At 71.5% G+C, this 24276-nt stretch carries 16 protein-coding genes; 9 read left to right on the forward strand and 7 right to left on the reverse strand.

Features of this window, described 5'->3' with window-relative positions; translation table 11 throughout:
* Window positions 1-2: 2 nt before the first annotated feature.
* Window positions 3-5618, reverse strand: a complete 5616-nt coding sequence (locus ACZ5VD_RS14750; protein ID WP_468682399.1) for a glutamate synthase-related protein — start codon at window positions 5616-5618, stop codon at window positions 3-5.
* Window positions 5619-6206: 588 nt separating this feature from the next.
* On the opposite strand from ACZ5VD_RS14750, the gene ACZ5VD_RS14755 reads away from it, so the two are divergent.
* The 3 genes from ACZ5VD_RS14755 (at window position 6207) to ACZ5VD_RS14765 (ending at window position 9501) form a co-directional block, all read left to right on the forward strand.
* Entirely contained in the window at window positions 6207-7151 is a 945-nt protein-coding gene (locus ACZ5VD_RS14755; protein ID WP_468553490.1) for a TauD/TfdA dioxygenase family protein, read from the forward strand.
* A 238-nt stretch (window positions 7152-7389) separates the two neighbouring features.
* Window positions 7390-9018 (forward strand): peptide-N4-asparagine amidase, encoded by a 1629-nt coding sequence (locus ACZ5VD_RS14760; protein ID WP_468682400.1) that lies wholly within the window; start codon window positions 7390-7392, stop codon window positions 9016-9018.
* A gap of 99 nt (window positions 9019-9117) precedes the next feature.
* Window positions 9118-9501: a hypothetical protein gene (locus ACZ5VD_RS14765; RefSeq protein WP_468553492.1), complete on the forward strand. Its 384-nt coding sequence runs from the start codon at window positions 9118-9120 to the stop codon at window positions 9499-9501.
* 31 nt (window positions 9502-9532) lie between these two features.
* Here the strand turns inward: ACZ5VD_RS14765 and ACZ5VD_RS14770 are convergent, their stop codons facing one another.
* The 3 genes from ACZ5VD_RS14770 to ACZ5VD_RS14780 form a co-directional block, all read right to left on the reverse strand.
* A complete protein-coding gene (locus ACZ5VD_RS14770; protein ID WP_468553493.1) occupies window positions 9533-10306 on the reverse strand; it encodes a polysaccharide deacetylase family protein in 774 nt (257 codons plus the stop codon).
* 640 nt (window positions 10307-10946) lie between these two features.
* Window positions 10947-11237, reverse strand: a complete 291-nt coding sequence (locus tag ACZ5VD_RS14775) for a hypothetical protein (RefSeq protein ID WP_468682401.1) — start codon at window positions 11235-11237, stop codon at window positions 10947-10949.
* Window positions 11238-11442: 205 nt separating this feature from the next.
* Window positions 11443-12516, reverse strand: a complete 1074-nt coding sequence (locus tag ACZ5VD_RS14780; protein ID WP_468553495.1) for a LacI family DNA-binding transcriptional regulator — start codon at window positions 12514-12516, stop codon at window positions 11443-11445.
* Between the two features lie 147 nt (window positions 12517-12663).
* On the opposite strand from ACZ5VD_RS14780, the gene ACZ5VD_RS14785 reads away from it, so the two are divergent.
* The 4 genes from ACZ5VD_RS14785 to ACZ5VD_RS14800 all read left to right on the forward strand — a co-directional run bounded on the left by ACZ5VD_RS14785 (window position 12664) and on the right by ACZ5VD_RS14800 (window position 16773).
* Window positions 12664-13782 carry a substrate-binding domain-containing protein gene (locus tag ACZ5VD_RS14785; protein WP_468553496.1) on the forward strand — a complete coding sequence of 373 codons (1119 nt, stop codon included), beginning with the start codon at window positions 12664-12666 and terminating at the stop codon, window positions 13780-13782.
* A gap of 149 nt (window positions 13783-13931) precedes the next feature.
* The gene (locus ACZ5VD_RS14790; RefSeq protein ID WP_468553497.1) at window positions 13932-14966 is read left to right on the forward strand and encodes an ABC transporter permease; all 1035 of its coding nucleotides are present in this window, start codon (window positions 13932-13934) and stop codon (window positions 14964-14966) included.
* Complete coding sequence (locus ACZ5VD_RS14795; protein WP_468553498.1) at window positions 14963-15745, forward strand: ATP-binding cassette domain-containing protein; 783 nt, start codon at window positions 14963-14965, stop codon at window positions 15743-15745. Before ACZ5VD_RS14790 ends, ACZ5VD_RS14795 begins: the two co-directional genes overlap by 4 nt.
* A 14-nt stretch (window positions 15746-15759) precedes the next feature.
* Complete coding sequence (locus ACZ5VD_RS14800; RefSeq protein ID WP_468682402.1) at window positions 15760-16773, forward strand: aldose epimerase family protein; 1014 nt, start codon at window positions 15760-15762, stop codon at window positions 16771-16773.
* A 62-nt stretch (window positions 16774-16835) separates the two neighbouring features.
* Here ACZ5VD_RS14800 and ACZ5VD_RS14805 read toward each other — a convergent pair whose 3' ends face one another.
* A complete protein-coding gene (locus ACZ5VD_RS14805) occupies window positions 16836-18665 on the reverse strand; it encodes a serine/threonine-protein kinase (protein WP_468682403.1) in 1830 nt (609 codons plus the stop codon).
* Window positions 18666-19038: 373 nt separating this feature from the next.
* Between ACZ5VD_RS14805 and ACZ5VD_RS14810 the strand changes: the two genes are divergently transcribed.
* Both ACZ5VD_RS14810 and ACZ5VD_RS14815 read left to right on the forward strand, forming a co-directional pair.
* Window positions 19039-20994, forward strand: coding sequence for a serine/threonine-protein kinase (locus ACZ5VD_RS14810; RefSeq protein WP_468682404.1), 1956 nt, complete (start codon window positions 19039-19041; stop codon window positions 20992-20994).
* A 1-nt stretch (window position 20995) separates the two neighbouring features.
* Window positions 20996-21835, forward strand: coding sequence for an FHA domain-containing protein (locus ACZ5VD_RS14815; RefSeq protein WP_468553502.1), 840 nt, complete (start codon window positions 20996-20998; stop codon window positions 21833-21835).
* 391 nt (window positions 21836-22226) lie between these two features.
* Here ACZ5VD_RS14815 and ACZ5VD_RS14820 read toward each other — a convergent pair whose 3' ends face one another.
* Window positions 22227-23528 (reverse strand): DUF4365 domain-containing protein, encoded by a 1302-nt coding sequence (locus tag ACZ5VD_RS14820; protein WP_468682405.1) that lies wholly within the window; start codon window positions 23526-23528, stop codon window positions 22227-22229.
* On the reverse strand, window positions 23512-23940 hold the full coding sequence (locus ACZ5VD_RS14825; RefSeq protein WP_468682500.1) for a WD40 repeat domain-containing protein: 429 nt from the start codon (window positions 23938-23940) through the stop codon (window positions 23512-23514). Before ACZ5VD_RS14825 ends, ACZ5VD_RS14820 begins: the two co-directional genes overlap by 17 nt.
* Between the last annotated feature and the right edge of the window lie 336 nt (window positions 23941-24276).

The following is a 24276-nucleotide window of genomic DNA, read 5'->3' on the forward strand; positions in this document are numbered from 1 at the left end:
GGTCACGCGGTCACCGTCTCGGTCGGGGCCTGCGGGATGCGGCGGGCGGCGCTGTCGGCGAGGTCGGCGAGCGCCGCCGTCGCGAGCAGTTCGTCGAACCGGGCGGCACGCACGCGGCCGGCGTTCTTCGTCGTCTGGTGGACGATCCAGCCGTAGGTGCCGGGGGCGTCCACGCTGAGGTTGTTGCGCTGCCTCAGCGCGCGCTTGTAGTCGTCGAGCCGCTTGATCGCGATGAGCGTGGCCAACTCGTCGTCGTCGAACCGCTCCAGCGTGCCGCGCAGGTACTTCACGACGCGCTGCTTGACGAAGAAGTCCTCGGTGAGCACGAGGTTGCGGACGGCCTCGGCGATCCGCGGGTCGTCCGGGCCGCTCGCCCCGGGCACCCGCTTGAGCGCGAGGTCCTGCGCGACGCCGAGCACCGTGTACGACGACAGCAGCGAGAACATGTCGTCGCCGCCCTGGTCGCCGAGTGCCGGGGCACGGCCGCCGAGCACGGTACGGCGGTCGCGGTAGTCGACCTTGAAGGCGCGCAGCTTGTCCGTCGCGATCGAGGCCGCCAGCTCGTCCAGCAGCTCGGCCCGGGTCGCCGCGGCGAGGATCTCCGTGGAGTCCTGGTACAGCAGCAGGGCGCGCGGCATCCCGCAGTACACGTGCCGCCGCTCGTTCTCCCAGTCCTCCAGCAGCCGGGCCGCGAGCGGTGAACCGGTGGCCTCCACATGCCATGCGAGGAGCAGGCGTACGGCCGCCTCGTGGAAGGAGCCGTGCGCGGTGTCGGTCACCGGGAACACGAGCAGCGAGTCGGCGCTCACCCGCCCGGCCGTCTCGCCGGTCGGGTCGTACTGGTAGAGGAACCCGCCGCTCATGCCGTTGCCGAGGCCCTTGCCGAAGCCGCCGAGGTTGAGGACGGTGCCGCCGGTCATGTACTCGCAGCCGAAGTCGCCGAGGCCCTCGACGACCGCGGTCGCACCGGAGTTGCGCACCGCGAACCGGTCACCGGCCTCCCCCTGCACGAACGTCCGGCCGCCGGTCGCCCCGAACAGCGCGAAGTTCCCGACGAGCACGTTGCCACCGGGTTCGGCGCTGCCGCCGCCGGGCGCGCGCACGATGATCCGCCCGCCGCTCTGGCTCTTGCCCACGCCGTCGTTGGCGGTGCCGGTGTGTTCGAGGGTGATGCCGTCGTTGCAGAAGACGCCGTACGACTGTCCGGCGGAGCCGGTGGTGCGGATGCGGACGGCGTCGTCGACGAGGCGCCGACGGCCGCGGTCGTCGGTGGTGACCGCGGGGGCGTGGGCGAGGAGTCGGTGATCGCCGTGGTTGAGCAGCCACTCGACGTCGACGGAGAGCTGCCCGCCCACCGACTTGTCGCTGTTGCCGAGGTGGATGCCCTCGACCAGCAGGGACGGCTCGCGGCGGTCGAGGAGCGCTTCCTCGACGCGCTCGACGAGGGCGTCGTCGGTGGTGAAGTCCTTCTCCAGGTACTCCGGGTCCGCCACCACCTTCTCGGGCACCCGCGCGAGCAGGCGGCGGACGTCGAGGCGTCCCACGCTCGCCGGGTGGTCGAGGAGTTGCAGCAGGTCCGTGCGGCCCCGCGCCTCGCGCAGGGAGCGCAGACCGAGGCGGGCGAGGATCTGCCGGACGTCGTGCGCGATGTTGAGCAGGTACTGCGCCAGCGCGCGCGGATCGCCCTCGAACGCCTCGGAGTTGGTGGTGAGCCCGGCGGGACACTTCACGTTGCAGTTCTTCGCCATGACACAGCCGAGCATCATCAGCGCGGTCGTCCCGAACTCGAAGCTGTCGCCCCCGAGCAACGCCGAGGTGACGACGTCGCCACCGGTCTGGTGCGCGCCGGAACAGCGCAGGACGACCTTCTGGCGGAGCCCGTTCGCGACGAGCGCCTGGTGCACCTCGGCGACACCGATCTCCGCCGAACGCCCGGCGTACTTGAGGCTGGTGACGGCCGCCGCGCCCGTACCGCCGGTGTTCCCGGCGACGTTGATGACGTCCGCGCCGGCCTTGGCGACACCGACCGCGATGGTGCCGATGCCCTCCGAGGACACCAGCTTCACGACCACCCGTACCCGCGCGGCCTTGCAGTCGTGGATGAGCTGGGCCAAGTCCTCGATGGAGTACGTGTCGTGGTGCGGGGGAGGGGAGATGAGCTCGATGCCCGGGGTGCCGCCGCGGGCCGCCGCGATGTCCACGGTGACCTTCGGCGCGGGCAACTGGCCGCCCTCGCCCGGCTTCGCGCCCTGCCCGATCTTGATCTCCAGCTCCTGGAGCATCGGGTCGGCGAGATAGCCCGCCCAGATACCGAACCGGCCCGACGCGAACTGCTTGATCCGGGAGCCGCGGATGGTGCCGTACCGGGTGTGGTGCTCGCCGCCCTCACCGCTGTTCGACATCGCGCCGACCATGTTCGTGCCGTGCGCGACGGCCTCGTGCGCGGTCGCCACCAGCGCGCCGTGGCTCATCGCGCCGGAGGCGAGCGAGCGGGTGATCTCGTGCGCGGGCTGCACGTCGTCCAGCGGCACGCTGTCGGGGGCGCTGTCGAGGAGCGCGAGGAGACGGGCGGCGGTGCCGGTGGCGGCGACTTCGACGCTTTCGGTATCCACGCCGAGCGTCTCGACCTCGCCGGGGTGTGCGAGGGCGAGGCCGTCGGCGAGGGCCGCGTGCCGCCCGGCGGCGTCGGGTCCGGGGGAGGTGAGGCGCAGCCGGACGGTCGACCGGTCCGTGACGCAGGCGAGGACGCCGCGGACGGTGACACTCGCGTTGCCGCTCGTCGAGAAGCGGCCCAGCTCTCGGGCGAAGTCCTGCGGGGTGCGCAGCCCGGTGACGTCCGCGGGCAGCGCGAGGACGTCACGCAGCGCGGAGGGGCGCCGCGACCGTTCCTCGTGGGTGGTCCGCAGGAAGGCGCGGTAGCCGGGCGTGATCCGGAACGCGTCGATCTCGGCGTCGCTGAGCGCGTCGTACCCGGTGTCGCGGTAGGCGGCGTCGGTGATGCCGAACGCGTCGTCGAGCTGGCCGAGCGTGAGCAGCCGCAGCCCGTCCGAGCCACCCTGCCCGCCTGGCCCGCCCTGCACGTCCCCTCCGACCGGTCCGCCCCGCTCGCCCTGTCGGCCGAACTCCGGCCGCTCCTCGGCCATGTCGCCGAAGCCGCGTACGGCCGTGACGCCGAAGGAGTGCCCGGCGCCGTCCGACCGCTCCTTGAACAGGCCGAGCAGCGGGACCTGTTGCTCGGTCGCCACCGTACGGGCCCGCTCGTGCCAGTCCGTCGAGGCCTGCGCGATACGGGCGAACCCGACGCCGCCGACCGGGGCGTCCATGTGCGGGAAGGCCCGCGCGAACACGTCGTCGCGGGTGTCGAGGTAGTTCGGTTCGAAGAACGCGCCGCCGATGTAGCTCTCGGCGGTGCACAGTCCGACGCGGCCCATGGTCTTCGCGAGGGACTTCTCGGCCGCCTTGCGGAACTTGGCCAGCGCCCGGTCGGTCTCGGTGATCTCACCGGCGGGCGCGGGCGCGCTCGGGTGCCGTTCCTCGGCGCGCAGCCGTGCGCTGAGGCTGTAGACCGCCGAGGCACCGAAGCCGAGCGCGGTCGCCACATGGTGCGACGAGGGCAGCTGACCGCTCTCCGCGACGATCGAGACACGCAGCCGCAGCCCGGTCTCGATGAGACGCTGGTTCACCGCCGCGACGGCGAGGATCACCGGCAGCGGCGCGTGGGTCGAGGAGATCGCCCGGTCGGTGAGGAGCGCGATGCCGCCCCGCTCGGTGGCGAACCGCTCGACGTCGTCGCAGAGTTGCCCGAGCGCGGTACGCAGGGCGTCGGCGTTCGCGGTGCCGTCACCGACGACCGGCTCGTAGAGCATGGCGAACCGTTCCAGCGGCACGATCCGCTGGTCGCGCAGCCGGACCATGTCGAGGTGCCCGAGCACGGGCGAGGACACCACGAGCTGCCGGGGGCCGGTGTTCCCGGTGCCGTCGGGCTTCGGGCCGAGGGCGACCCGCATGCTCATGCCGTCGGCCTCGCGGATGCTGTCGAGCGGCGGGTTCGTCACCTGGGCGAAGCGCTGCGAGAAGTACTTCGCCATGCCGCCCTCGGTGTCGCTGAGGGCGTTGATGGCGTTGCCGTACCCCATGGCCGAGATCCGCTCCGACCCGTGGGTGAGCATCGGGTCGAGCATGAACCGGAAGCTCTCCTGGTTCAGCGCGTACGCCACGTACCGGCCGGCGAGCGAGAGGTCGCCGTCGTATCCGAGCGTCGTCGTGCCGCGGTAGTAGTCGGGGGCGGGCAGGTCGTCGAGGTTCACCCGGGCCGCGCCCAGCAGTTCGCTGTACGGGCGGCGCGCGGCGAGGGAGTCGAGCACCTCGCGGGTGCGCATACGGCGTCCGGTGCGGTGGTCCACGACGAGCATGCCGCCGGCCTCGATACGGCCCCGGTGCACGACCTCGTCGTCGGGGAAGGCGACCTGTCCGGCCTCGGACGCCACCATGAGGTACTCGGCGGTCTCGACGGTACGCAGCGGGCGCAGGCCGAGCCGGTCGAGGCGGGCACCGATGACGTCCCCGTCGCTGAAGATCACCGCCGCCGGACCGTCGTTCTTCTCCTCGTAGAGGGAGAAGTACTCCAGCATGTCGCGGACGGCGACGGGCAGGGTGCGGTCGTTCTCCCAGGCGGGCGGCATCAGCGACACGACCGCCTCGACGATGTCGAGGCCGTCGTCGAACACCCGGCTCTGCAGGGTCTGGTCGAGCCGGCTGGAGTCGGACTGCCCCGGCGGACGCACGATGCTCCGGGTGCGGGAGCGCGCGAGGGCCTCGTCGGAGAGCCGGTTCTTGCGGTCGGTGTTCAGTTCGCCGTTGTGCGCCATGAGGCGGAACGGCTGGGCCATGGTGGGGTGCGGCTCGGTGTTAGTGGAGAACCGGGTGTGGAAGTACAGCGACCGCACGGAGTGCCGCGGATCGCACAGATCGCGGAAGTACCCCACGATCTCACCGGAGTTGAGCCGTCCCTTGAGCACCTGCGTCCGCGCGCTCAGCGAGAGCGGGTACAGCCCGGCGTACCTGTCGTCTGCGTAGGCGACGGCTTCGACGGCGAGCAGGGCGCGGTGGGCGGCCGAGTCGACCTCGTGCCGCTCCCACCCCTCCGGGGCCCGGAACACCCACTGCACGATGGGCAGTTGGTACTGCTCGGCCGCGGGCCGGGCGACGCCGTGGTCCACGGGGACGTCCCGCACGAGCAGCACCTCGAAGCCCTGCGCGGCGATGCTCCGGCCGACGAGATCCACGGCGGCCTCGCGCCGGCCGGAGTCGGTATGGGCATCGGAGTCGGCGCCGGCGTCGGTCGGCACGAAGCAGTTCGCGACGCCGAAGTGCCCGGCGCGCAGCTCCTCGCCGGTGAGCGCGCCGAAGAACTCCACCGACAGGTCGACGCTCACGCCCGCGCCGTCGCCGACGCCCTCGGCGGAGGTGCCGCCACGGTGCGGGATGGCACGGAGCGCCTCGTCGCCCTTGCGGAGCACGTCGTGGCCCGGCGTCCCGTCGAGGCGGGTGATGAAGCCGACGCCGCAGGCGCTGTGCTCGCGGGCAGGGTCGTACAGGCCGAAGGTGGAGCGATTCACGTGCGGGTCCTCTGCGCGGTTCCGGCTGGGGGTGCCTCCCAGACGCTCAGGGCATTGGGGGAGGACGGCCAGGCTGCGTCGGTGAAGCGCTCGCCGCGGGCGGACCGGTGTGACGTCCGGAGCCCTGAGTGGTGCGACTGGACACGGTAAGGCTTACCTAAGTTCCACCGCAAGTGTGGGTCCGCGCCGGCGGTGCCGCCGTCCCCGACGGCGGGTGCGGATGCGTGGAGCGGGGCGTCGGCGGTGGTGCCGGCCACGGAGGGCGGCGTCTCACAGGGCGGCATCCCGTTGACAGGACAAAACGGGGACTCGCACAATCGGGGCCATGACCGGCCACTGGTTCGACACCGCGACGGCGATCTCGTGTGTCCCGGACCGGACCGGCTGTGAGCGCTCCGGTCGCTAGCCGCGCGCCGCGGCCCAGGCAGTGCCCCTCACCCCGGTGAGTCGAAGCGGGTCGGTTCGCACCCCACGGCACCGCCGCCACTCCACCGCCCGCACCCCACGGCACCCACGCAGCCCACCGCGTCGCCTCCCCGAACTCCCTCTGTTCGCGGCGAAGGGCGAACGGCGAATGAGGAGAGACCCATGACGGTCACCGTCACCAACGCCGGACCGCCGCCGGTGCTGCGCGCAGCACGCGTCCCGGAGGGCGGGCTCCACGAGGGCCCCCGCACGCTGCGCCGACTGCCCGAGGGATGGCGGGAGCAGCCGTACGAACGGGTCGAAATCGTGCCGCTGGGCCGCACGATCGGTGCCGAGGTGCGGGGCGCGGACCTCTCGCGCCCGCTCGACCCCGCGCTGCGCGAGGAGTTGAACCGGGCCCTGCTGGAGTGGAAGGTGCTCTTCTTCCGCGCCCAGCACCTCACGTCCGAGCAGCAGCGCGCATTCGCCCTCAACTGGGGCGAGTTGGAGACCAACCCGCTGCTCGCCCGCGGCGCCGCCGAGGACGTGGTGCGCTTCGACAAGGGCGCCGGGGCCACCCCCACCTTCGAGAACGTCTGGCACGCCGACGTCACCTTCCGCGAGCGGCCCGCGCTCGGCGCCGTACTCCAGCTGCGCGAGGTGCCGCCGTTCGGCGGGGACACCCTGTGGGCGGACATGGCCGCCGCATACGACAACCTCCCCCAGGAGGTGAAGGACCGCGTCGACGGTGCCACCGCCGTCCACGACTTCATCCCCGGCTTCGCCCGCTTCTACGGCCCCGAGCGGCTCGCCCCCTTCCAGGACGACTTTCCGCCCGTGGAGCACCCGGTGGTCCGCACGCACCCGGAGACGGGCCGGCGCCTGCTGTTCGTCAACACGTCCTTCACCACCCGGATCACGGGCCTGGAACGCGAGGACAGCGACCGACTGCTCCGCTTCCTCTTCCAGCAGGCCCACGTCCCGGAGTACCAGGTGCGCTACCGCTGGCAACCCGGCGACATCGCCTTCTGGGACAACCGCGCCACCCAGCACTACGCCGTGAACGACTACGCCCCCCACCGCCGCGTCGCCGAACGCGTCGCCATCACCGGCGACCGCCCCTTCTGACAGCAGTTCACCTCGCTCCTCGGCCCTCGGTCCTCGCTCCTCGGTCGAGACCGGTTCCTCCACGCAAGAAACAGGTAAGAGACGAAGGCCAGATGCGGGGCATCCCTGAATGTGGTGAGTGCGCAAGCCGAATTCGAAGTGAACGTGCTCCGCATTCGCCCGGCAATTGGTCAAGACCTCTTCAATCCTCCCCGGCATCTCTGGTGACGGCACGGCACGGGTGGGTTCACTGCGCTGCATGGAACATCTGACGACCCGCGGGCGACTGCGCCGGACGGCTCTCGCCCTCGCCGCCGCGGCCGCCTCGCTCGGCCTGACCCTGGGCGCGGCCCCGTCCGCCGGGGCCGTATCGGTGCCGGCCGAGTTCGGCACCGACTACCACGACCCGCTCACCGCCGCCCCGGCCATCGCCACGCCGCACACCAGGTCCTGCTCGGTCACGGTCGCCGAGGCGAAGTTCAGGGACTTCACCCCTTACACCGGCACCTACACCCCGCCGACCGGCTGCGGGACCCCGGGCCGCTGGTCCAAGGTGGTGCTGCGGATGGACGGCAGTGTGGCCGGCCGGCAGTACGACCGGCTCGGGTACCTCGACATCGGCGGGGTCCAGGTCTTCCGCACGTCCACCCCCGAGCCCTCGCAGGACGGCATCGACTGGTCCGTGCAGAAGGACGTGACGCGGTACGAGAAGACGCTGAGCGGCTCGCAGCCCGTGGACATGCTCATCGGCAACGTTGTCAACGACACGTACACCGGCGTCCTGGACGTCAAGGTCACCCTCACCTTCTACGCCCCCGAGCGGGGCCGCGCCCCGTCGGCTTCGTCGTCCACAGCGGCCCCCGACCAGGTCATCCCCCTCAGCGACGCGAACAGCGTGACCACCGGCGCCTCCCTCACCACCCCCCGCAACTCCGAGCGGATCCTCGCCGAGGTGTACGCGACCGGATCGGGCGGTGGCTGCGAGGAGTTCTGGTACTCGGCGGTCACCCCGTCGGCGTCGTACTCCTGCCAGGGCGGGGACGACGGCCCCTACCGCGAGGTCGAGGTCAGTGTCGACGGCAAGGTGGCCGGGATCGCCTCGCCCTACCCGAACGTGTGGACCGGTGGCTGGTCGCCGTACCTGTGGTCGGTGCTCCCGTCGCCCACCGCCTTCGACGTTCGGCCGCTGGAGTTCGACCTGACGCCCTTCGCCGCCGAGCTGAACGACGGCAGGGCGCACCAGGTCGACGTGTCGGTGCTCGGGGTGCCGGGCGGACAGACCGGGTGGAGCGCGCCGACGAACATCCTGGTGTGGCAGGACGCCCACAAGCCGGTGGTGACGGGCGCGGTGACCTCGTACAGGACGTCGACGCCGAAGGTGACGAACACGTACCAGGACGGCACCTCGCGCAGCCTGGTGACGGAGGGCGCGCACAGCCTGAAGGTCTCCGGCTACCTCGACACCTCCCACGGCCGGGTCACCACGACGGTCGACCGCTCCCTGACCACGGCGATCACCCACCACTGGACCCCGGACGAGACCACCGACAACCAGACCGGCCGCTGGACCGACACCCAGAAGGTCACCGCCAACGGCCACACCTCCCGCACCGACCGCACCTACACCCTCGACGGCCGCTCGACGATCGACACCGACAACCGGCTCCGCGTGGTCATGTCCCTCGACGACCACGCCCGCACGGACGGCGTCCTCCGCGACGACACATACGCCGGCGACGCGACCTTCACCCTGGGTGTGGCCCGCGAGGACCGTCACGCCGTGGCGACGACCAGCGAGCGTTACCGGCTCCGAGGAGCCGGGGCGTGCTACGACCGCACACTCGCCACGCGACAGGGCGTCCTGACGAAGGACGTACGACGCTGCTGACCGGTCGGCACGATCTCTCGCCCACGGAGTACCGGCACCCGCTGCCGGGAACGGACCCGAAGACTCCCGGGGCTCCCCACCGGCGGGCAGGATGGCCCCATGACAAAACTGCCCGCACGGTCGGTCCGTCGTCCTGCCTCCGGCTCGGTGCTGTCGCTGTGGTCCCAGGACTCCGTGCTCTCGATCGGTTCAGTGGGATCCGTGCTGTCCGTGGGGTCCGTCGGCTCGGCCCTGTCGGTCGGCTCCATCGGAAGCGCCCTGTCGATCGGCTCGATCGGCTCCTCCCTGTCGCTGATCTCGACCGGGTCGTGGCTGAGCACGGGATCCGTGTTCTCCGCGCAGTCGCGCTGGTCGGTGCTGTCCTGGCGTTCGTCCCACGGTTTCCTGGCCGCTGGCGCGGTGGGGGCGGCGGCCGGGGGCGCCCTGCTGCTGGCCCAACTGCTCCACAGGTCCGCGACCGGCACCGGCGCCGCACAACCCTGACGCGGGCCGGGAGGTAGTCCCGCCCGGCGTCTCAGCGCACCGGGAAGCCGAAGGAGTGGCCCTGCTCCTTGAGGCGGGGGAGGATCCGGCGCAGGGCCTCGACGGTCTGGGAGCGGTCGCCGCCCGCGTCGTGGAAGAGGAGTGTCGGCCCGCCCGGCAGCTCCCGCTCCACGGTGGCGACGATGGCGTCCGTGCCCGGCCGCTCGAAGTCCTTGGTGTCCACGTTCCAGCCCAGCGGGCGCATGCCGCGGGAGGCGGCGAGCTCGCGGCTGTAGGGGGTGAAGGCCCCGCCGGGCGCCCGGTAGTACATCGGCCGTACGCCCCCGGACGCCTCGGTGATCATGCGTTCGGCGTCGAGGATCTGCTGCGACTGGTAGGCCTGGGACTGCTTGTCCATGGTGGTGTCGTGCGACACCGAGTGGTCGCACAGCCGGTGCCCGGCCGCGACCACCTTCTTCACGAGGTCCGGGTGGGCCTGCGCCTGCGTCCCCACCATGCAGAACGTGGCCTTCACCCCGTACTCCCGCAGCACGTCGAGCACTTGGGGGGTCCACACGGGGTCGGGGCCGTCGTCGATGGTGATGTTGACGCCACGCGCCCCCTTGTCCGAGGCGTGCGCGATGGTCACCGCGACCCGCTTGACGTCACTGCCCGGGGACGCCGACGCGGTCGCCTTCGGAGACGACCCGTCCACCGCACCGGCCTGCGCGGTCCACACCGAGGCACCGGTGGCGAGCAACGACACCCCGAGCGCCGCGCCGAGCACCTTGCCGTACCAGCCACGTCCGCCACTGTGCCGCGCCATGTCCGCCCCGCTTTCCCGCAGTTCCTCGCCGATTCCCCGGTCACCTCGCGACCATCTGTCAGGACGGTGATCGGCGGCCGGGGGATGCGTCCGTTACCGATCAAGGACAATCCCGGAGTGGTTCCCGGACAACCGGACAACCGGGCGAGCAGCGGGCTGAGTTGGGCCGCAGGACCCGACCTCGCGCCCCTCGACCGGGCCGGGCGCGACTCACGTCGGTGAGACCGGCGAGGGGCGCGAGGGCAGGCAACCCCGATGTGCGCACGCGGGACGGCATGCAGGTGGGCGCGCCGGCCGGCATGGCCCGCACGCGGACCCGCCGCGGTCAGGGGAGAGCCGGGCCGCGACGGGGGTGCGAGTTTCGGCAGGGGCTCACCTGCGGCGGCCGGCATCGAAAGCCACCCGCGGGCCCGGTCTTCTTCATGCCCTGGGTGGTGCCGAGGATCTCGGCGAGCTGGGTTTCTTGCTGGTCAAGGGCGGTTGTCCGTGCGCCTGGTGGTGGTTGTCGTCGGTCATCCGTGGCCACCGTTGAGCGGCTTCGGGCGACCCAGGGAAGAGGGCCCGCTTCGCTCGATGCGAGCCCCCCTCAACCGCCGACGGGCGTCTTCGATACGTCCCGCGGCTCCGGAGACCGGGCTTCCTAGGGACCGATGACGCCCAGTGCGCCGAGTACGAGGCACGCGGTGCCGAAGAGGAAGAAGCCGCCCATGGCCACCAGGGCCGTGCCGAACCGGACGACGCCGACGCTCCTGCCGGCTTCGGCCATCGGCGAGCCCAGGGTCTTCTGCCCGAGGTCGAGATACGCGGGCAGCTGTCCGGTCCGCCGAAGTGTCCGTCCGACGCCGATGAGCGCGATGCCGAAGACCAGCGTGAGCAGGCTCGTCCAGAGCTGCTGGGCCGGGTCGTAGGCGTCCGAAACCGCGGTGATCACACAAGCCCCCCAGGACATGCCGGACAGCAACGGTCCGGTGGCCGGACAGTTGAAGGAAGGCCCTCATCCTGCCTGACGGCCACCCTTGGGCGGTAACCCCTTTCGCCGGGTGACGGTGCCGTGAGGGTTCGCCGGCAGCGGTACCCGTCCCGAGGGCGCACGCGGGGGCCACGCCGCCGATTCGGGGGCGGGCAGGGGCCCATGGTCAGCGAAGGAGGAGCGGCTGCCGGCCGGGTCCTTCCGTGGTGATCTCGCCGGAGCCCCGTTCGATCAGCCGGGTCGCGACGGTGACGGTGCGCGGAGGTGACCGGTCGCCGTCCAGGCGGCGGAAGAGCATCTCGGCGGCCGTCCTGCCCAACTGCTCGACGTCCTGCGCGATGACGGAGATCCCCGGGCTGAGGATGTCCGCCAGGGGGAAGTCGTCGAAGCCCAGGTGGGCGACGGCGTCCTGCAGGCCGAGTGCGCGCAGCGCCCGTACGGCCCCGATGGTGACGAGGTTCTGGCTGGTGAACAGCGCGGTCGGCGGGTTCGGCAGCGCCAGGAGCCGCTCGGTCGCGGCGATGGCGGATTCCTCGCTGGCACCGGTGTGCCGGACGATCTCGTCGTCGTACTCGATGTGCGCGACCTCCAGGGCGTGCCGGTAGCCGTCGAAGCGCTGGGCGGCGGTGGGGATGGTCGCCCGGTCGCCGAGGTAGGCGACGCGGCGGTGGCCGGCCTTCAGCAGGTGGTTGACGGCGGTGAGGGCGCCCTGCCGGTTGTCGGAGACGACGGTGTCCGCGTCGAGCAGGCTGGGCTCGCGGTCGACGAAGACCATGCAGGTGCCCGACCGCTGCTCGCTGATCAGATAGCTGTGGTCACGGCCGGCCGGCACGATCACCAGGCCGTCGACCCGCCGGTCGATGAGAGCCCGGGCCAACTCCCGCTCCCGGGCCGGGTCCTCGTCGAGGCTGGCGACCAGCACGAGCACTCCGCGCTCGCGTGCCACGTTCTCGACGGTGCGGGTCAGGGCCGCCGAGAAGGGGTTCGCCGAGTCCTCGACGAGCATCCCGATCGTGGCCGTCCGGCCGTCCCCACGGCGCAGGCTGCTGGCGGTCAGGTTGGGCCGGTAGCCCAGTTTGTCGGCCGCGTCCCGCACCCGGGCGGCGATGGCCGGATCGACGGTGGGGACCTCGTTGACCACGCGCGAGACGGTCTTGATGGCGACGCCGGCCAGTGCCGCCACCTCGCGCATGGTGGGGCGGCTACGGGGGGACCGGGACGGCGGCTCGCCCAGAGTCATCGTTGTCTCCTGCCGATCTGGCGTTACCTAGTCGTTGCCCATGCATGTCTACCAGTGTCTTGACGCGCTCGTCCATACGGCCCAGTATCCCGTCGAGTCAACGTTGTCTCAGCGTCGACCACGGACGGCTCCGAAAGGGATCAAGCGATGAATCTCTCCACCAGCCAGGCGTCGGGCCTTCGCGGTCGGTATACGCGGGCGGCAGCGATCGGCATCACCGTGTGCCTCGGCGCCACCCTCACGGCCTGCGGTTCCTCCGACGGGGACTCCTCATCGTCCGGCGACGGGAAGGTGGGTGTGTCACTGATCCTGAAGACACTGAGCAACCCGTACTTCGTGAGCATGCAGAAGGACGCCAAGGCCCAGGCCGCCAAGGACAAGGTGAGCCTGACCGTGGCGGCGGGATCCTCGGACGGCGACACCCAGACCCAGATCACCGCCATCGACAACGCCGTCTCGCGCGGCGACAAGGGCATCCTGATCACCACCAACGGTGACGCGGTGAACGCCGCGCTGAACCGTGCCAAGCAGGCCGGCCTCTTCGTGATCGCCCTGGACACCGCACTGAACCCGGCGAGCGTCGCGGACATCACCTACGCCACCGACAACGAGCAGGCGGGCAGGCTCGACGGCCAGTACGCGGCGGCGGCCCTGAACGGCAAGCCCGCGGTCATCGCCATGCTCGACCTGTTCAACAACCAGGTCGTCTCGGTGGACATCGACCGCGACCACGGCTTCCTGGAGGGCATGGGCATCGACCCGGGCAGCAAGACCGAGAACGGCAAGGAGGCCAAGTCGGGGAAGTACACCGGCGGCAAGGGCGGTACCTACACGATCGCCTGCCACCAGCCGACCCAGGGTGCCATCGACGGCGGACGCACCGCGATGGAGAACTGCCTGTCGGCCAACCCGGACATCAACGTGGTCTACGCCATCAACGAGCCGGCGGGCGAGGGCGCGTACAACGCGCTGAAGGCGGCGGGCAAGGACAAGGGCGTCGCGATCTACGCGATCGACGGCAGTTGCTCGGGTCTGAAGAACGTCACCAGCGGCAAGTTCGCCGCCGACGCCGTGCAGTACCCGGGCAAGATGGCGTCGCTCGGCGTCAGTTCCATCGCGAAGCTGGCCCGCGGCGGCAGCAAGCCCAGCGTGACCGAGGGCAAGTCGTTCTACGACACCGGCACCGCGCTGGTCGCCGCCAAGCCCATCGAGGGTCTGACGGTCCAGTCCCCGGCGGAGGCCGCTTCCGCCTGCTGGGGCAGCTGACCCGGCCGGCCGGGGGTGCCGCCGGTACGCACCGGCGGCACCCCGCACCGCACGAGCCCATGAGCCGTCGCGTCAGCCGTCGTCAGCCGTCATGAGTCGCACCGAAGGCCCGCACGAGGGCACGAGGGAAAGAACCGGAAGGACGTCCTGTGACCACCCACGTGGACAGTCAGGCAACACCGGCACCGGCGGAGGATTTCCTCAACCGGCCCGCCACACCGGCCCAGCGCATCCACGCGGTGCTGCACCGTCAGCCGGCACTCAGCCCGGCGATCGTGCTGGTGCTCGCCGTCATCGTGTTCTCCCTGGTCAACGACCGCTTCTACGCGTTGCAGAACCTGTCGCTGGTCGCGCAGCAGACGGCCGTCATCGGCTCGCTGGCCGTCGGCCAGACCGTCATCATCCTCACGGCCGGCATCGACCTGTCCATCGGCGCGGTCATGGTGCTCGCCTCGTTGCTGATGTCGAAGCTCGTCGCGGACAACGGCCTGCCGGGCATCCTGGCCCTGCTCGCGGGAGCGGCCGTCGCCGTCGCCGCACAGGTCGTCAACGGGCTGCTGGTGACCAGGATCAAGCTGCCACCGTTCATCGTCACGCTCGGCACCCTCAGCATCTTCACCGCGATCACGCTCATCTACGCCAAGGGCCAGACCATCGCCCTGCAGCCGGGCAACATCCTCATGTGGAGCGGCGAGACCGTCTCCATCGGGCAGTTGAACCTGACCAACGGCGTCCTGCTCATGATCGCCCTGTACGCGGTGATCGGCTACGCGCTGCGCTACACCGCCTGGGGCCGGCACCTGTACGCCGTCGGCGACGACATCGAGGCCTCCCGCCTGGCCGGCATCTCCGTCAACCGGGTGCTGCTGAGCGCCTACGTGGTCGGCGGGTTCGCCATCGCGGTGGGCGCCTGGATCCTGGTCGGCCGGGTCGGCGGCGGTGACCCCAACAGCGGTCTCAACGCCAACCTGCAGTCCATCACCGCGGTCGTCATCGGCGGCACCAGCCTGTTCGGCGGACGCGGTGTGGTGGTCGGCTCGCTGATCGGCGCGCTCATCGTGCAGGTCTTCGTCAACGGTCTGGCACTGGCCGGCATCGACCCCAACTACCAAGTCCTGACAGTCGGCGTCCTGGTGATCGCGGCTGTCTCCGTCGACCAGTGGATCCGGAGTGTGAAGTCGTGACGACCACCACCGCCCCCGTTCTCGAGGCCAAGGGACTGGTCAAGGTCTTCGGCCGGGTCGTCGGCCTGGACGACGTCGGCCTCACCCTCCACCCCGGCGAGGTCCTCGCCGTCATCGGTGACAACGGCGCCGGCAAGTCCACCCTGATCAAGTGCCTGTCCGGAGCGCTCGTCCCGGACCGGGGGAGCATCCTCGTCGACGGCTCGGAGGTGAACTTCAAGCGGCCGCAGGACGCCCGCGAGGCCGGCATCGAGACGGTCTACCAGACCCTCGCCGTGGCCCCCGCGCTGGACATCGCCAGCAACCTGTTCCTCGCCCGCGAGATCCGCCGCAAGGGTGTGCTCGGCTCGGTGTTCCGCATGCTCGACACCGGCGAGATGAAGCGTCAGGCGTCCGACCACATCAAGCGGCTGGGCATCAGCACCCTGCAGAACATCAACCAGGCCGTGGAGACGCTCTCCGGCGGCCAGCGGCAGTCGGTGGCCGTAGCCCGGGCGGGCGCCTTCGGCGGCCGGGTCGTCATCCTCGACGAACCCACCGCCGCCCTCGGCGTCCGCGAGACCGGCCAGGTGCTCAAACTCGTCCGCGACCTGCGCGACCAGGGCCTCGGCGTCATCCTGATCAGCCACAACATGCCCAACGTCTTCGATGTCGCCGACCGCATCCACATCCAGCGCCTCGGCGGCTGCGCCGGGGTCATCACCCCGCGGTCGCACTCCATGGAGGACGCGGTGGCCATCATGACGGGGGCGAAGAAACTCGTCCCGGAAGCCGGCTGAGAGGCAGGCGCCGGATGGCCGACGCGTTCCGGATCGACGAGGGCCGCCTCGGCGGCGAACCCACGGTGACCGTCTCCGCGCCGGACGGCCTCGCGCGGGCCGTCCTCGCCCTGCGCGGGGCGACCCTGTTGAGCTGGCAGGTCGGACGCGGAGCGGCCGGACGGCTCACGGAACTGACCGACGGCTACCGCGACGAGGCGGAACTGCTGGCGCAGGACGGCGTCCGGGCGGGCCTGCTCGCCCCGTTCCCCAACCGCGTCGCCGACGGCCGTTACCGTCACGACGGCCGCGACCACGACCTGCTGCCCGGCCGGCTCGGGGACCGCACGATCTACCACGGCTTCGCGCGCGAAGCGCCGTTCCGGATCGTCGGGGCCACCACGACGGCCGACTCCGCGCGGCTGCTGCTGCGCACCACGGCCATCAGACCGGGCCGGTACCCCGGCTACCCGTTCGCGCTCGACCTCGACGTGGAGTACACGATCGGCCGCCGTGAACTCGGCGTCGAGATCCGGGCGACGAACGTGGGCGGGACCACCGCCCCCTACGCGTCGGGCTGGCACCCCTACTTCACGCTCTCCCGCCCCGTCGACGACCTCGTCCTGCGGATCCCCGCCCACACCCTGATCCGCACCGACGCCTCCCTCATCCCGCTGCCCGGAAAGGAGGCCCTGCTGCCCCTGGACCACCACCCCGGCCTGGACTTCCGTACGTCCAGGCGGCTCGGTGACGCCGTCATCGACGCCTGTTTCGCGGACCTGGAGCCCGGACCCGGCGGCCGGGCCGAGACGGTGCTGGGTGACCCCGCGACCGGAGACGAACTACGGGTGTGGCAGTACGGCGGGTACCTGCACGTCTTCACCGGCGACACCCTGGCCCGCGACCGGCGTGCCGCCATCGCCCTGGAACCCGTCGAGGTACCCACCGACGCCTACAACCGTCCCGAACACGCCACAGCCCTGTCCCTGGAGCCCGGCCGGCAGCGGGAGTTCCGCTTCGGCGTCACCTACCTGCCCGCAACGCGCTGAACCGCGGCCTCCGGGCGGCCGGTGGAGTACGCCGGGGGACCCGGGTCCTCCCCGAACGGCGGTCAGTACGCCGACTTCAGCGTGCCTCCGGGGAGTTTCCTCCCGTCCTCCCGGCCCACGCTGCACAGCACCCACCGGAACCCGGCGTCCCACTCCTCGCCCGAGGAGTACCAGCCCCACATCTCGTGCCCCTGGCCACGGGCCCGGTCGACGCCGTACTTCTCCTCACAGAGGCCGTTCGTGTCGACACTCTCCGCCGAGCCGTCGCCCGAGGCCCGGGTCCAGCCCACCATCTGCTCGTCGTGCGGTGCGTCGCAGTTCACCAGGGTGTTGGTGTACGTGCCGTCCTTGTCCTTCGCGGAGTCGATGCAGTCACCCGGGCCCAGCTGCGTGACGTACACGGTGTCGCCGAACTTGCGGAAGTCGCCGAGCGGTCCGCCCGCGGTGGCGTCCCTCAGGAAGAGCAGGCAGGCCGAGGGCGGCGGTTCGCTCTGCCCGGTCCCGGGCGTGAGGACGTACAGCACCGGGTCGGCCATGGTCGCCCGCAACTCCGCGGTGCGCCGGGCGCACTCGTCCCGGACGGCCCGGGTGCCGGCCGCCCGCGCGGCACCGTCGGCTGCGACGGTCGTGATGACCTGGCCCTCGGGATCGTCGTCGTGGCAGTCGACGGGCTTCACCCCGGGCAGCCCCTTGAACTCCCCGCCCTTCCAGTCGGCGTCGACGCACTGTCCCGGCATGAGCTCCTCGCGCAGTCCCACCCGCCGGCCGTACGGGTACGCGTCGCGGGTCACGGTCGGGGAAGGGCTCGCGGCCACCTTCGGGCCGGCCTCCCGACCCGTCCCCCCGGCCCTGTCCGCCGGGTACGTGGCGGCGCCCAGCGCGAATCCGCCGGCTCCCACCAGCAGGCCGACGAGCGTCAGCAGGACGGGCGTTCGCCGGCCGGGCACCCGACGGGCGGTGCCCGAGGTGCTCCCGGAGCCGGTCCCGGCGGCGGAGGCGGCCCTCTCCGGGGCGGTTCCGGCGAGCGCGGGGACCGGCGTGGGAAGGGTCCCGGTTCCCGCGGCCTCCGCGAGCAGCTCACGGGCCCGCTCCACCCGCATCCGCTCCGCCGGATCCTTGGCGAGCAGCCCCATGATCACGCGGACCAGCGGGTCGCTCGCCCGCCGCGGTACGGCGGGCTGCGTGGTCAGCGCCGCCATGAGGGAGGCGTCGAGCGTGTCCCGCTCGAAGGGGGAGGCGCCCTCGACGGCGAAGTAGAGGGCGACACCGATCGAGAACAGGTCGGTCGCTTCCGTCGCCTCGCCGCCGGACAGCCGCTCCGGTGCCAGGTAGCCCGGGGTGCCCACCACCATGCCGCTCCGGGTGACCCGGGTCTCCCGGGGCCACAGCGAGATGCCGTAGTCCGTGAGCAGGACCCGCCGGTCGGCGGCGCCGGAAGGGTCCGGTGCCAGCAGGACGTTGGAGGGTTTCACGTCCCGGTGGATGATGCCGAGCCGGTGCCCGGCGGACAGCGCGTCGAGGGTGGCCGCCCCGATCCTGGCCACCTCCTCGCTCGGCAGCGGCCCGCGGTCCTCCACCGCGGCCCGCAGATCGCGGGTGCCGGGCAGGTACTCCATCACGATCCACGGGCGGCCGTCGTCCTCCACCACGTCGTACACCGTGATCACGTTGGGATGCTCGCGCAGCTGCGCCGCCTTCAGCGCCTCCCTGCGCCCGCGGCGGACCGGGTCGTCGCCGGGTCCGTCCGGCGCGTACGGAACGGTGACCTCCTTGACCGCGACCCGGACCCGGAGGTTCTCGTCCTCGGCCAGCCACACGTGTCCGCCACCGCCGGAACCCAGCCGCTCCCGCAGCCGGTACCGCCCGGCGACGACCCGTTCCTCCCGTGCCACCGCCATCCCCTTCTCCGGTTTCCTCGGCCGCGCCTCCCGACCGGCCGCCGGGCCCTCCCGGCGGTCGCCGCCCCTATGCTCGCCCGCCCCGCCCGGGACCCCTCCCGACCCGTGGACCCCACCGACGTCATGGTCCGCGCCGCTCACCGGAGGACCAGCGGACGGAAGAACAGGTCCGGAGCCCGCATGGTGCGGCTCCGTTCCCGGGAGGGGTCCCGGCGCCCGGCGATACCAGGAGGCGAGGCGCCCCCGCCGCTGTGGGGGTTCTGGGCGGGTCCGCGCGACGTCCGGTGAAAGAGATCACCGCCAGGTGCGGGCTGAGTACACTCCGTCGTCTGGCAGGACCATCGGCGGTGGGGCGAGGGGTGGGGCGGTGCTGGTGACGCCGGAGGCCGGGGACAGGATCGCCGGCCGGTACCTCTTGCGGGAGCCCATCGGCCGAGGCGGGATGGGCGTCGTCTGGCTGGCCTGGGACGAGCGGCTCGAACGCCGGGTCGCGGTCAAGTGCGCACGCCTGGACGACGATCGGGCCGCGCGGCGGCTCATGGGCGAGGCGCGCAACGCCGGGCGGCTGCACCACCCGAACATCGTGGGCGTCTTCGACCTCGTCGACGAGGGCACCACCTGCTGGATCGTCATGGAATACGTCCCCTCGCGCAGCCTCGCCCAGATCCTGACGGAGAGCGGTCCGCTCACGCCCGAGGAGGCCGGGTCGATCGGCTGCCAGATCGCGGACGCGTTGGCGAAGTCCCACCACGAGGGCGTGGTGCACGGCGATGTGACACCGGAGAACATCCTCGTCACCGACGAAGGCGTCGCGAGACTCACCGACTTCGGGATCTCGCGGGCCCTGTGGAGCGACGTCACCCACAGCACGACGGCCAGCGTGCGCGGCAAACCCCGCTATCTGGCCCCGGAGTTGGCCAAGGGGCTGCCCGCGGGCGAGAAGTCCGACGTGTTCTCCCTGGGCGCCTCCCTGTTCATGGCGGTCGAGGGCCGGTCGCCGTACGGAGAGGCCGAACACCTCATGGCCTACCTGGCCCGGGCCGTCGAGGGACACATCGAGCCCGCGCACCGGACCGGCCCGCTCCAGGAGCCGCTCACCGCCCTGCTGGAGGTGGAGCCCCGGCGTCGGCCCGACGCCGCCAGGGCGCGGAAGCTGCTGACACGCGCCACACCACCGCCCCCGCACATAGCGGAGCAGTTGCACGACAGCCGGATGCGGGACGTCACCTCCCCCACACTCCGGCTGCGGCGACTCGTACGCCGCGCACAGGACTCCACGCCGTTCATGGCGCGGACGCCACGGCCCGTACGCGGGCGCCGGTTGGCGGTCACGGTGGCGGTGCCGGCCGCGGCGGGCGCGATCACGGCCGGGCTGGTCCTCTTCGGCCCGTGGGCCTCGAAGGACGCGGGAGACCAGGGCGGCCGTACCGGCGCGAGCGACGCGAAGCCCTCGGCCGCGGCGCCGGCCGGTGCCATCGGCGACGAACGTACGGCGGACCCCTGCGGGCTGCTCGACGCGGCCTCGCTGGGCCGCTTCGGCGGCACCGTACTCGACCCGGACTACGGGGAGTTCGACCGCTGCGACGTCCTGGTGCGCAACAACAGCGGCGACGACAACGCGGACGTCCAGGTCAACCTCGACGCGGACCGGGACGACTTCGACGACATCCTGTCCACCCGCCTCACCGGCGGCCTCACGGTCGTGACCCTCAAACGGGACGGGAGGGACTGCGAGCGGGCCGTCCTGACCACCGACGGCAAGCAGGTCCGCGTGATCGGGAAGCAGTTCGACGACGTGGCACCCGACCCGTGCCGGATGGCCGACGCCGCCACCGACCACGTGGTCGGCGTGCTGGCCGACGGCCCGGTGCCCCGGCGTTCGTCGTCGCCGGCCGCGAACTCCCTGGCCCGGCTGGACACCTGCGCACTGCTCGACGCCACCGACCTGAGGCGGCTTCCCGGCGTCGAGGCGGACAACCGGGACCGCGGCTTCGGTGCCTGGACCTGCGACTGGTCGAGCGACGACGGCACCCGCGAGGTGGAGATCCAGTTCAGCCAGGACAACTCGCTGGACTCCGACGACGGCACACCGGTGGACGTCGCCGGCACCAAGAGCTACTCCGTCGCCGACGAGGCCGAGGACGACAGCTGCACCGTAAGAACCCCGCACCGCACCTACACCAACCTGGTCGGCGACCGCACGACCGAACTGTTCCAGCTGACCGTGTACGCCCCCCAGCCGACCGGGCAACTGTGCGACGCTGCCCGGGAGTTCGCAGCCGACGTCGTACGGAACCTCGCGAAGCGATCGCAGGAGCGGTGACATGACCGAACCGGGAACGGCACGGAGCCGGCCGGAGGAGCGGGCCCTGCCCGCTCCCGCCGGTGCTCCGGGTGGCCGACCCCTGCCCGCCACCCATGGAAGCCTTGCCCGGGGTGCGTCCGCACCGCTGCCCGGCACGGTCTTCGCGCTCGCGCTGACCGGCGGGATGACGTTGGGGCCGGGGGAGGGCCGCGAGGTCCTGTTCGGCCGCAACCGCCCCGAGGTGCATGTCTGCCTCGGTGAGGACGACCCCCAGGTCAGTCGCCACCAGGGCACGCTCACGCACCGGGACGGCCGCTGGTGGGTGAGCAACTCCGGTCGGCTGCCGATCCGTTGCGCGGGGGCCCGGCTGCTGTTCCGGGACGAGGAGTCACTGCCGCTCGACACCGGCTACACCCCGTTGTTCGTCGGCGGTTCCCGGGGGCGCGAGCACCTGCTGGAGGTCTTCGTCACCGGCCCCGGGGGCGACCGGCCGCCGCCGCGGCACGGGGACGTCACCCGCCCGCCCCGGGTGTGGGTGCTCACCGAACCGGAGAAGCTCGCCCTCGTCGTCCTCGGCCGGCGCTACCTGCTGCACGAACCCCGGCCGCAGCCGCTGACCTGGCGGCAGACCGCCGCCGAACTCGCCGACTCGCAGCCGCACGCGGGCTGGACGGACAAGCGCGTCGAGCACCTGGTCAACGGCGTGCGCACCCGGCTGTCCCGCGACGGGGTGCCCTGGCTGACCCGCGAGGAGCTCGGCGAGCCGGTGGGCAACGCGCTCAACGACCACCTGATCCGGGCCCTGCTGGCGTCGACCACGCTCGTACCGATGGACCTGGCCCTGATCGACGCCGCCTGACGCCGTCACCATGGCCCCCGACGGAAACACGCGGTGCCGCGACGGCCGTAGAGCAGGGCCACGCCGGTGCCGGTCAGGACCACCGCCAAGACGGCCAACACGGCGTACTCCGGCCCGTACGGATTCTCCGGGTCCATGAAGCCCCACGCCCGGGACCCCGGTACGACGAGGAGCCACACGGCAACTGCCGTCCCGGCGATCCTGGCCGTCCACCGGCCACGCCGGCCGGGAACGCCCCCGAGCGCGCTCGCACCATCCACTTCCCCCTTCACGAGTCCGTCGGGCAATACCTACAGCCGCAGCGTCGGGAGGGGTCCCGGAACGGCCCGGGAACAGGTCTTTCCCGGTCGCGCGGCTCGCATCGTCCGACCGGCCCGGTGCGCACGCAGACCTACGGAGCAGGGAGGCGGTCAGACCGTGGGGCGGGCGTTTCCCCTTGCCGCCAGTCCCGGTCGTTCTCGGCCGCCTTCCCGGATGCTGTGGGCTCAGGTATGCGCCAGACGATGCGGACCTGCTCGTCGAGGGGGAGCGAGGGGCCGCCGATGTAGACGCGGCGGATGAGGTAAAGGATGGCCAGTTGGAAGGCCTCCGGCTCCATGTCGTCCACCGCCGACACCGTCGCCCGGCTCAGCTTGTTCACCTGGCGGACGACCCGTGGTTCGGTTTCGAGAGGGCCGAGCTCGGTGACGATCTCCGGTCCGAGTTCGCCGTCTTCGCGCATGGCCAGGATCGAGCGCCGCATCAGGTCGGGCTCGGCCTCGATCCGGTCGAGGATGCGGGCGAGGAGGTGGTCGTGGAGCAGGTCGGCCTCGATCAAGCCGTGCTCCACGGGCTCCTCGTCCGCGCAGTCCGGGTCTCCCTCGCATTCGACGGGGTCGACGGAGGCTTCCTCCGGTCCCTCGTCGGCCTCTCGGGTGGACATGAAGCACGAGGCCGCCCACATGATCTCGGACGGGCTCAGCTCCAGGTCCTCGGCGGTCCACAGGCCGGGGTCCGGAGGCTCACCGCCTCTTATCTCCTCGGGTACGTCGATCCGGCCGCGCATCAGGGACTCCAGGGTGACGAGAGCTGGTTCCCAGTCCTGGGTGCTGAGTAGCAGCGTCGCCACACGGTCCCCCGGACACTTCCAGAAGACGAGGTCCTCGTCATAGCCGTTGACGAAGTGCAGAACGTGGTCCACCGGGTCGAATTCGACGCCAGACATCTCGCCGAGGTGGGTGAGGACGGCCTGCCGATCTCGATAACGTCCGACGTAGCGGCGGGCTTGGGCGACGAAGGACTCCATGGTGGTGTCGTTCAACACCGCGTTGGGGCTGACGCCGATGAAGCGAGGCGGATTCAGCGGACCGGACCGGCGGAGCTGTTGGGTTCCGTTCGCCCAGTGCAGTTGTCTGGTGTCAGGGTCGTACACCACGCAGTAGACGGGGATGTTCCCGTTCGCCCAGGTGTCATGGTGCTGGTCGATACGGACCGCGTAGCCATTGCCTCGGCGTCGGCTGTTCCCACCCTTGACCTGAACCTTGATCGTGTCGCTCGTGAGATGCCCGTCGTGGGTGAAGGTGACGTAGAGGTCCTCGCCGAAGTCGTTCTGTCCGGAGATCTCTTGAACGATGTGGTCGTGCTCTTCGAACAGGGAGCGCAGCGCGTTCACGGCAGCCTGCCCCACGCGCCGCCCTTTAGAGATCTTCGGCATACCGTCCTCCCCGGAGGTTCCTCGACGGCCTCCGGCAGATCCGGGACGGCGCCGTCCTTCGATACCCTGCCGCACACCTCTGACATCCAGCCTCGGTGAACGGCGGCCGGAGTGCTACGTGAACGGGCCCGATGGGTGCCACGGCGTGGACCACGATGCCCAAAGGGACCACGAGGCAGGGGAGGAATCCGTCGTTCACGTCCCAGAGCCGCACCGTCCCGTCCCTTCCGCCGGTGACAAGTAGTCGTCGTCCGCTCGGCATCGTGAATTCCGCCAGGGCGGTCACCCCTTGGGAGTGTCCTCTCAGGGTCGTGACGGCATCACCGGTGGCGGTGTCCCGTATCGGCACCGTGCCGTCCACCAGTCCGAGGGCGAGCAGGGGCTCACGCTGGACACCGTGGACAGCCATCATCGGCGGGGAACCGTGGTGCCTCCCCGCGGTGCCGCGCCAGCTGTCACCGATGGTGAGGAGGCTGTGTCCCGCGAGCGGATCCCAGATCTGGATCGTGCCGTCCCCGCGGCTGGTGGCCAGTCGGGGGCTTCCGTCGCAGGCGGTGAAGGCAAGGATCTTGCCTTCACCGGTCCGGTACTCGCCACGTTTGCCCAGCACGCGCAGGGGACGCCCATACCTCGGCCTGGACGAGTATCTATCGGCTTCCGGTCGTACGGCCGTAGCCGGATCCCAGATGCAGACAGTCCCGTCGCCGCTGGCGACCGCCAGACGTCACCCGCCACACAGGATCACCAG

The sequence above is a fragment of the Streptomyces sp. NPDC032822 genome, from assembly GCF_055578825.1.

Bases quoted from the DNA above. Each gene is read 5' to 3' on its own strand.
- ACZ5VD_RS14800 (WP_468682402.1), top strand. From the start codon at position 15,760: ATGGCCGACGCGTTCCGGATCGACGAGGGCCGCCTCGGCGGCGAACCC.
- ACZ5VD_RS14825 (WP_468682500.1), bottom strand. From the start codon at position 23,940: ATGATGGCTGTCCACGGTGTCCAGCGTGAGCCCCTGCTCGCCCTCGGA.
- ACZ5VD_RS14760 (WP_468682400.1), top strand. From the start codon at position 7,390: ATGGAACATCTGACGACCCGCGGGCGACTGCGCCGGACGGCTCTCGCC.
- ACZ5VD_RS14755 (WP_468553490.1), top strand. From the start codon at position 6,207: ATGACGGTCACCGTCACCAACGCCGGACCGCCGCCGGTGCTGCGCGCA.
- ACZ5VD_RS14770 (WP_468553493.1), bottom strand. From the start codon at position 10,306: ATGGCGCGGCACAGTGGCGGACGTGGCTGGTACGGCAAGGTGCTCGGC.
- ACZ5VD_RS14820 (WP_468682405.1), bottom strand. From the start codon at position 23,528: ATGCCGAAGATCTCTAAAGGGCGGCGCGTGGGGCAGGCTGCCGTGAAC.
- ACZ5VD_RS14785 (WP_468553496.1), top strand. From the start codon at position 12,664: ATGAATCTCTCCACCAGCCAGGCGTCGGGCCTTCGCGGTCGGTATACG.
- ACZ5VD_RS14765 (WP_468553492.1), top strand. From the start codon at position 9,118: ATGACAAAACTGCCCGCACGGTCGGTCCGTCGTCCTGCCTCCGGCTCG.
- ACZ5VD_RS14780 (WP_468553495.1), bottom strand. From the start codon at position 12,516: ATGACTCTGGGCGAGCCGCCGTCCCGGTCCCCCCGTAGCCGCCCCACC.
- ACZ5VD_RS14815 (WP_468553502.1), top strand. From the start codon at position 20,996: ATGACCGAACCGGGAACGGCACGGAGCCGGCCGGAGGAGCGGGCCCTG.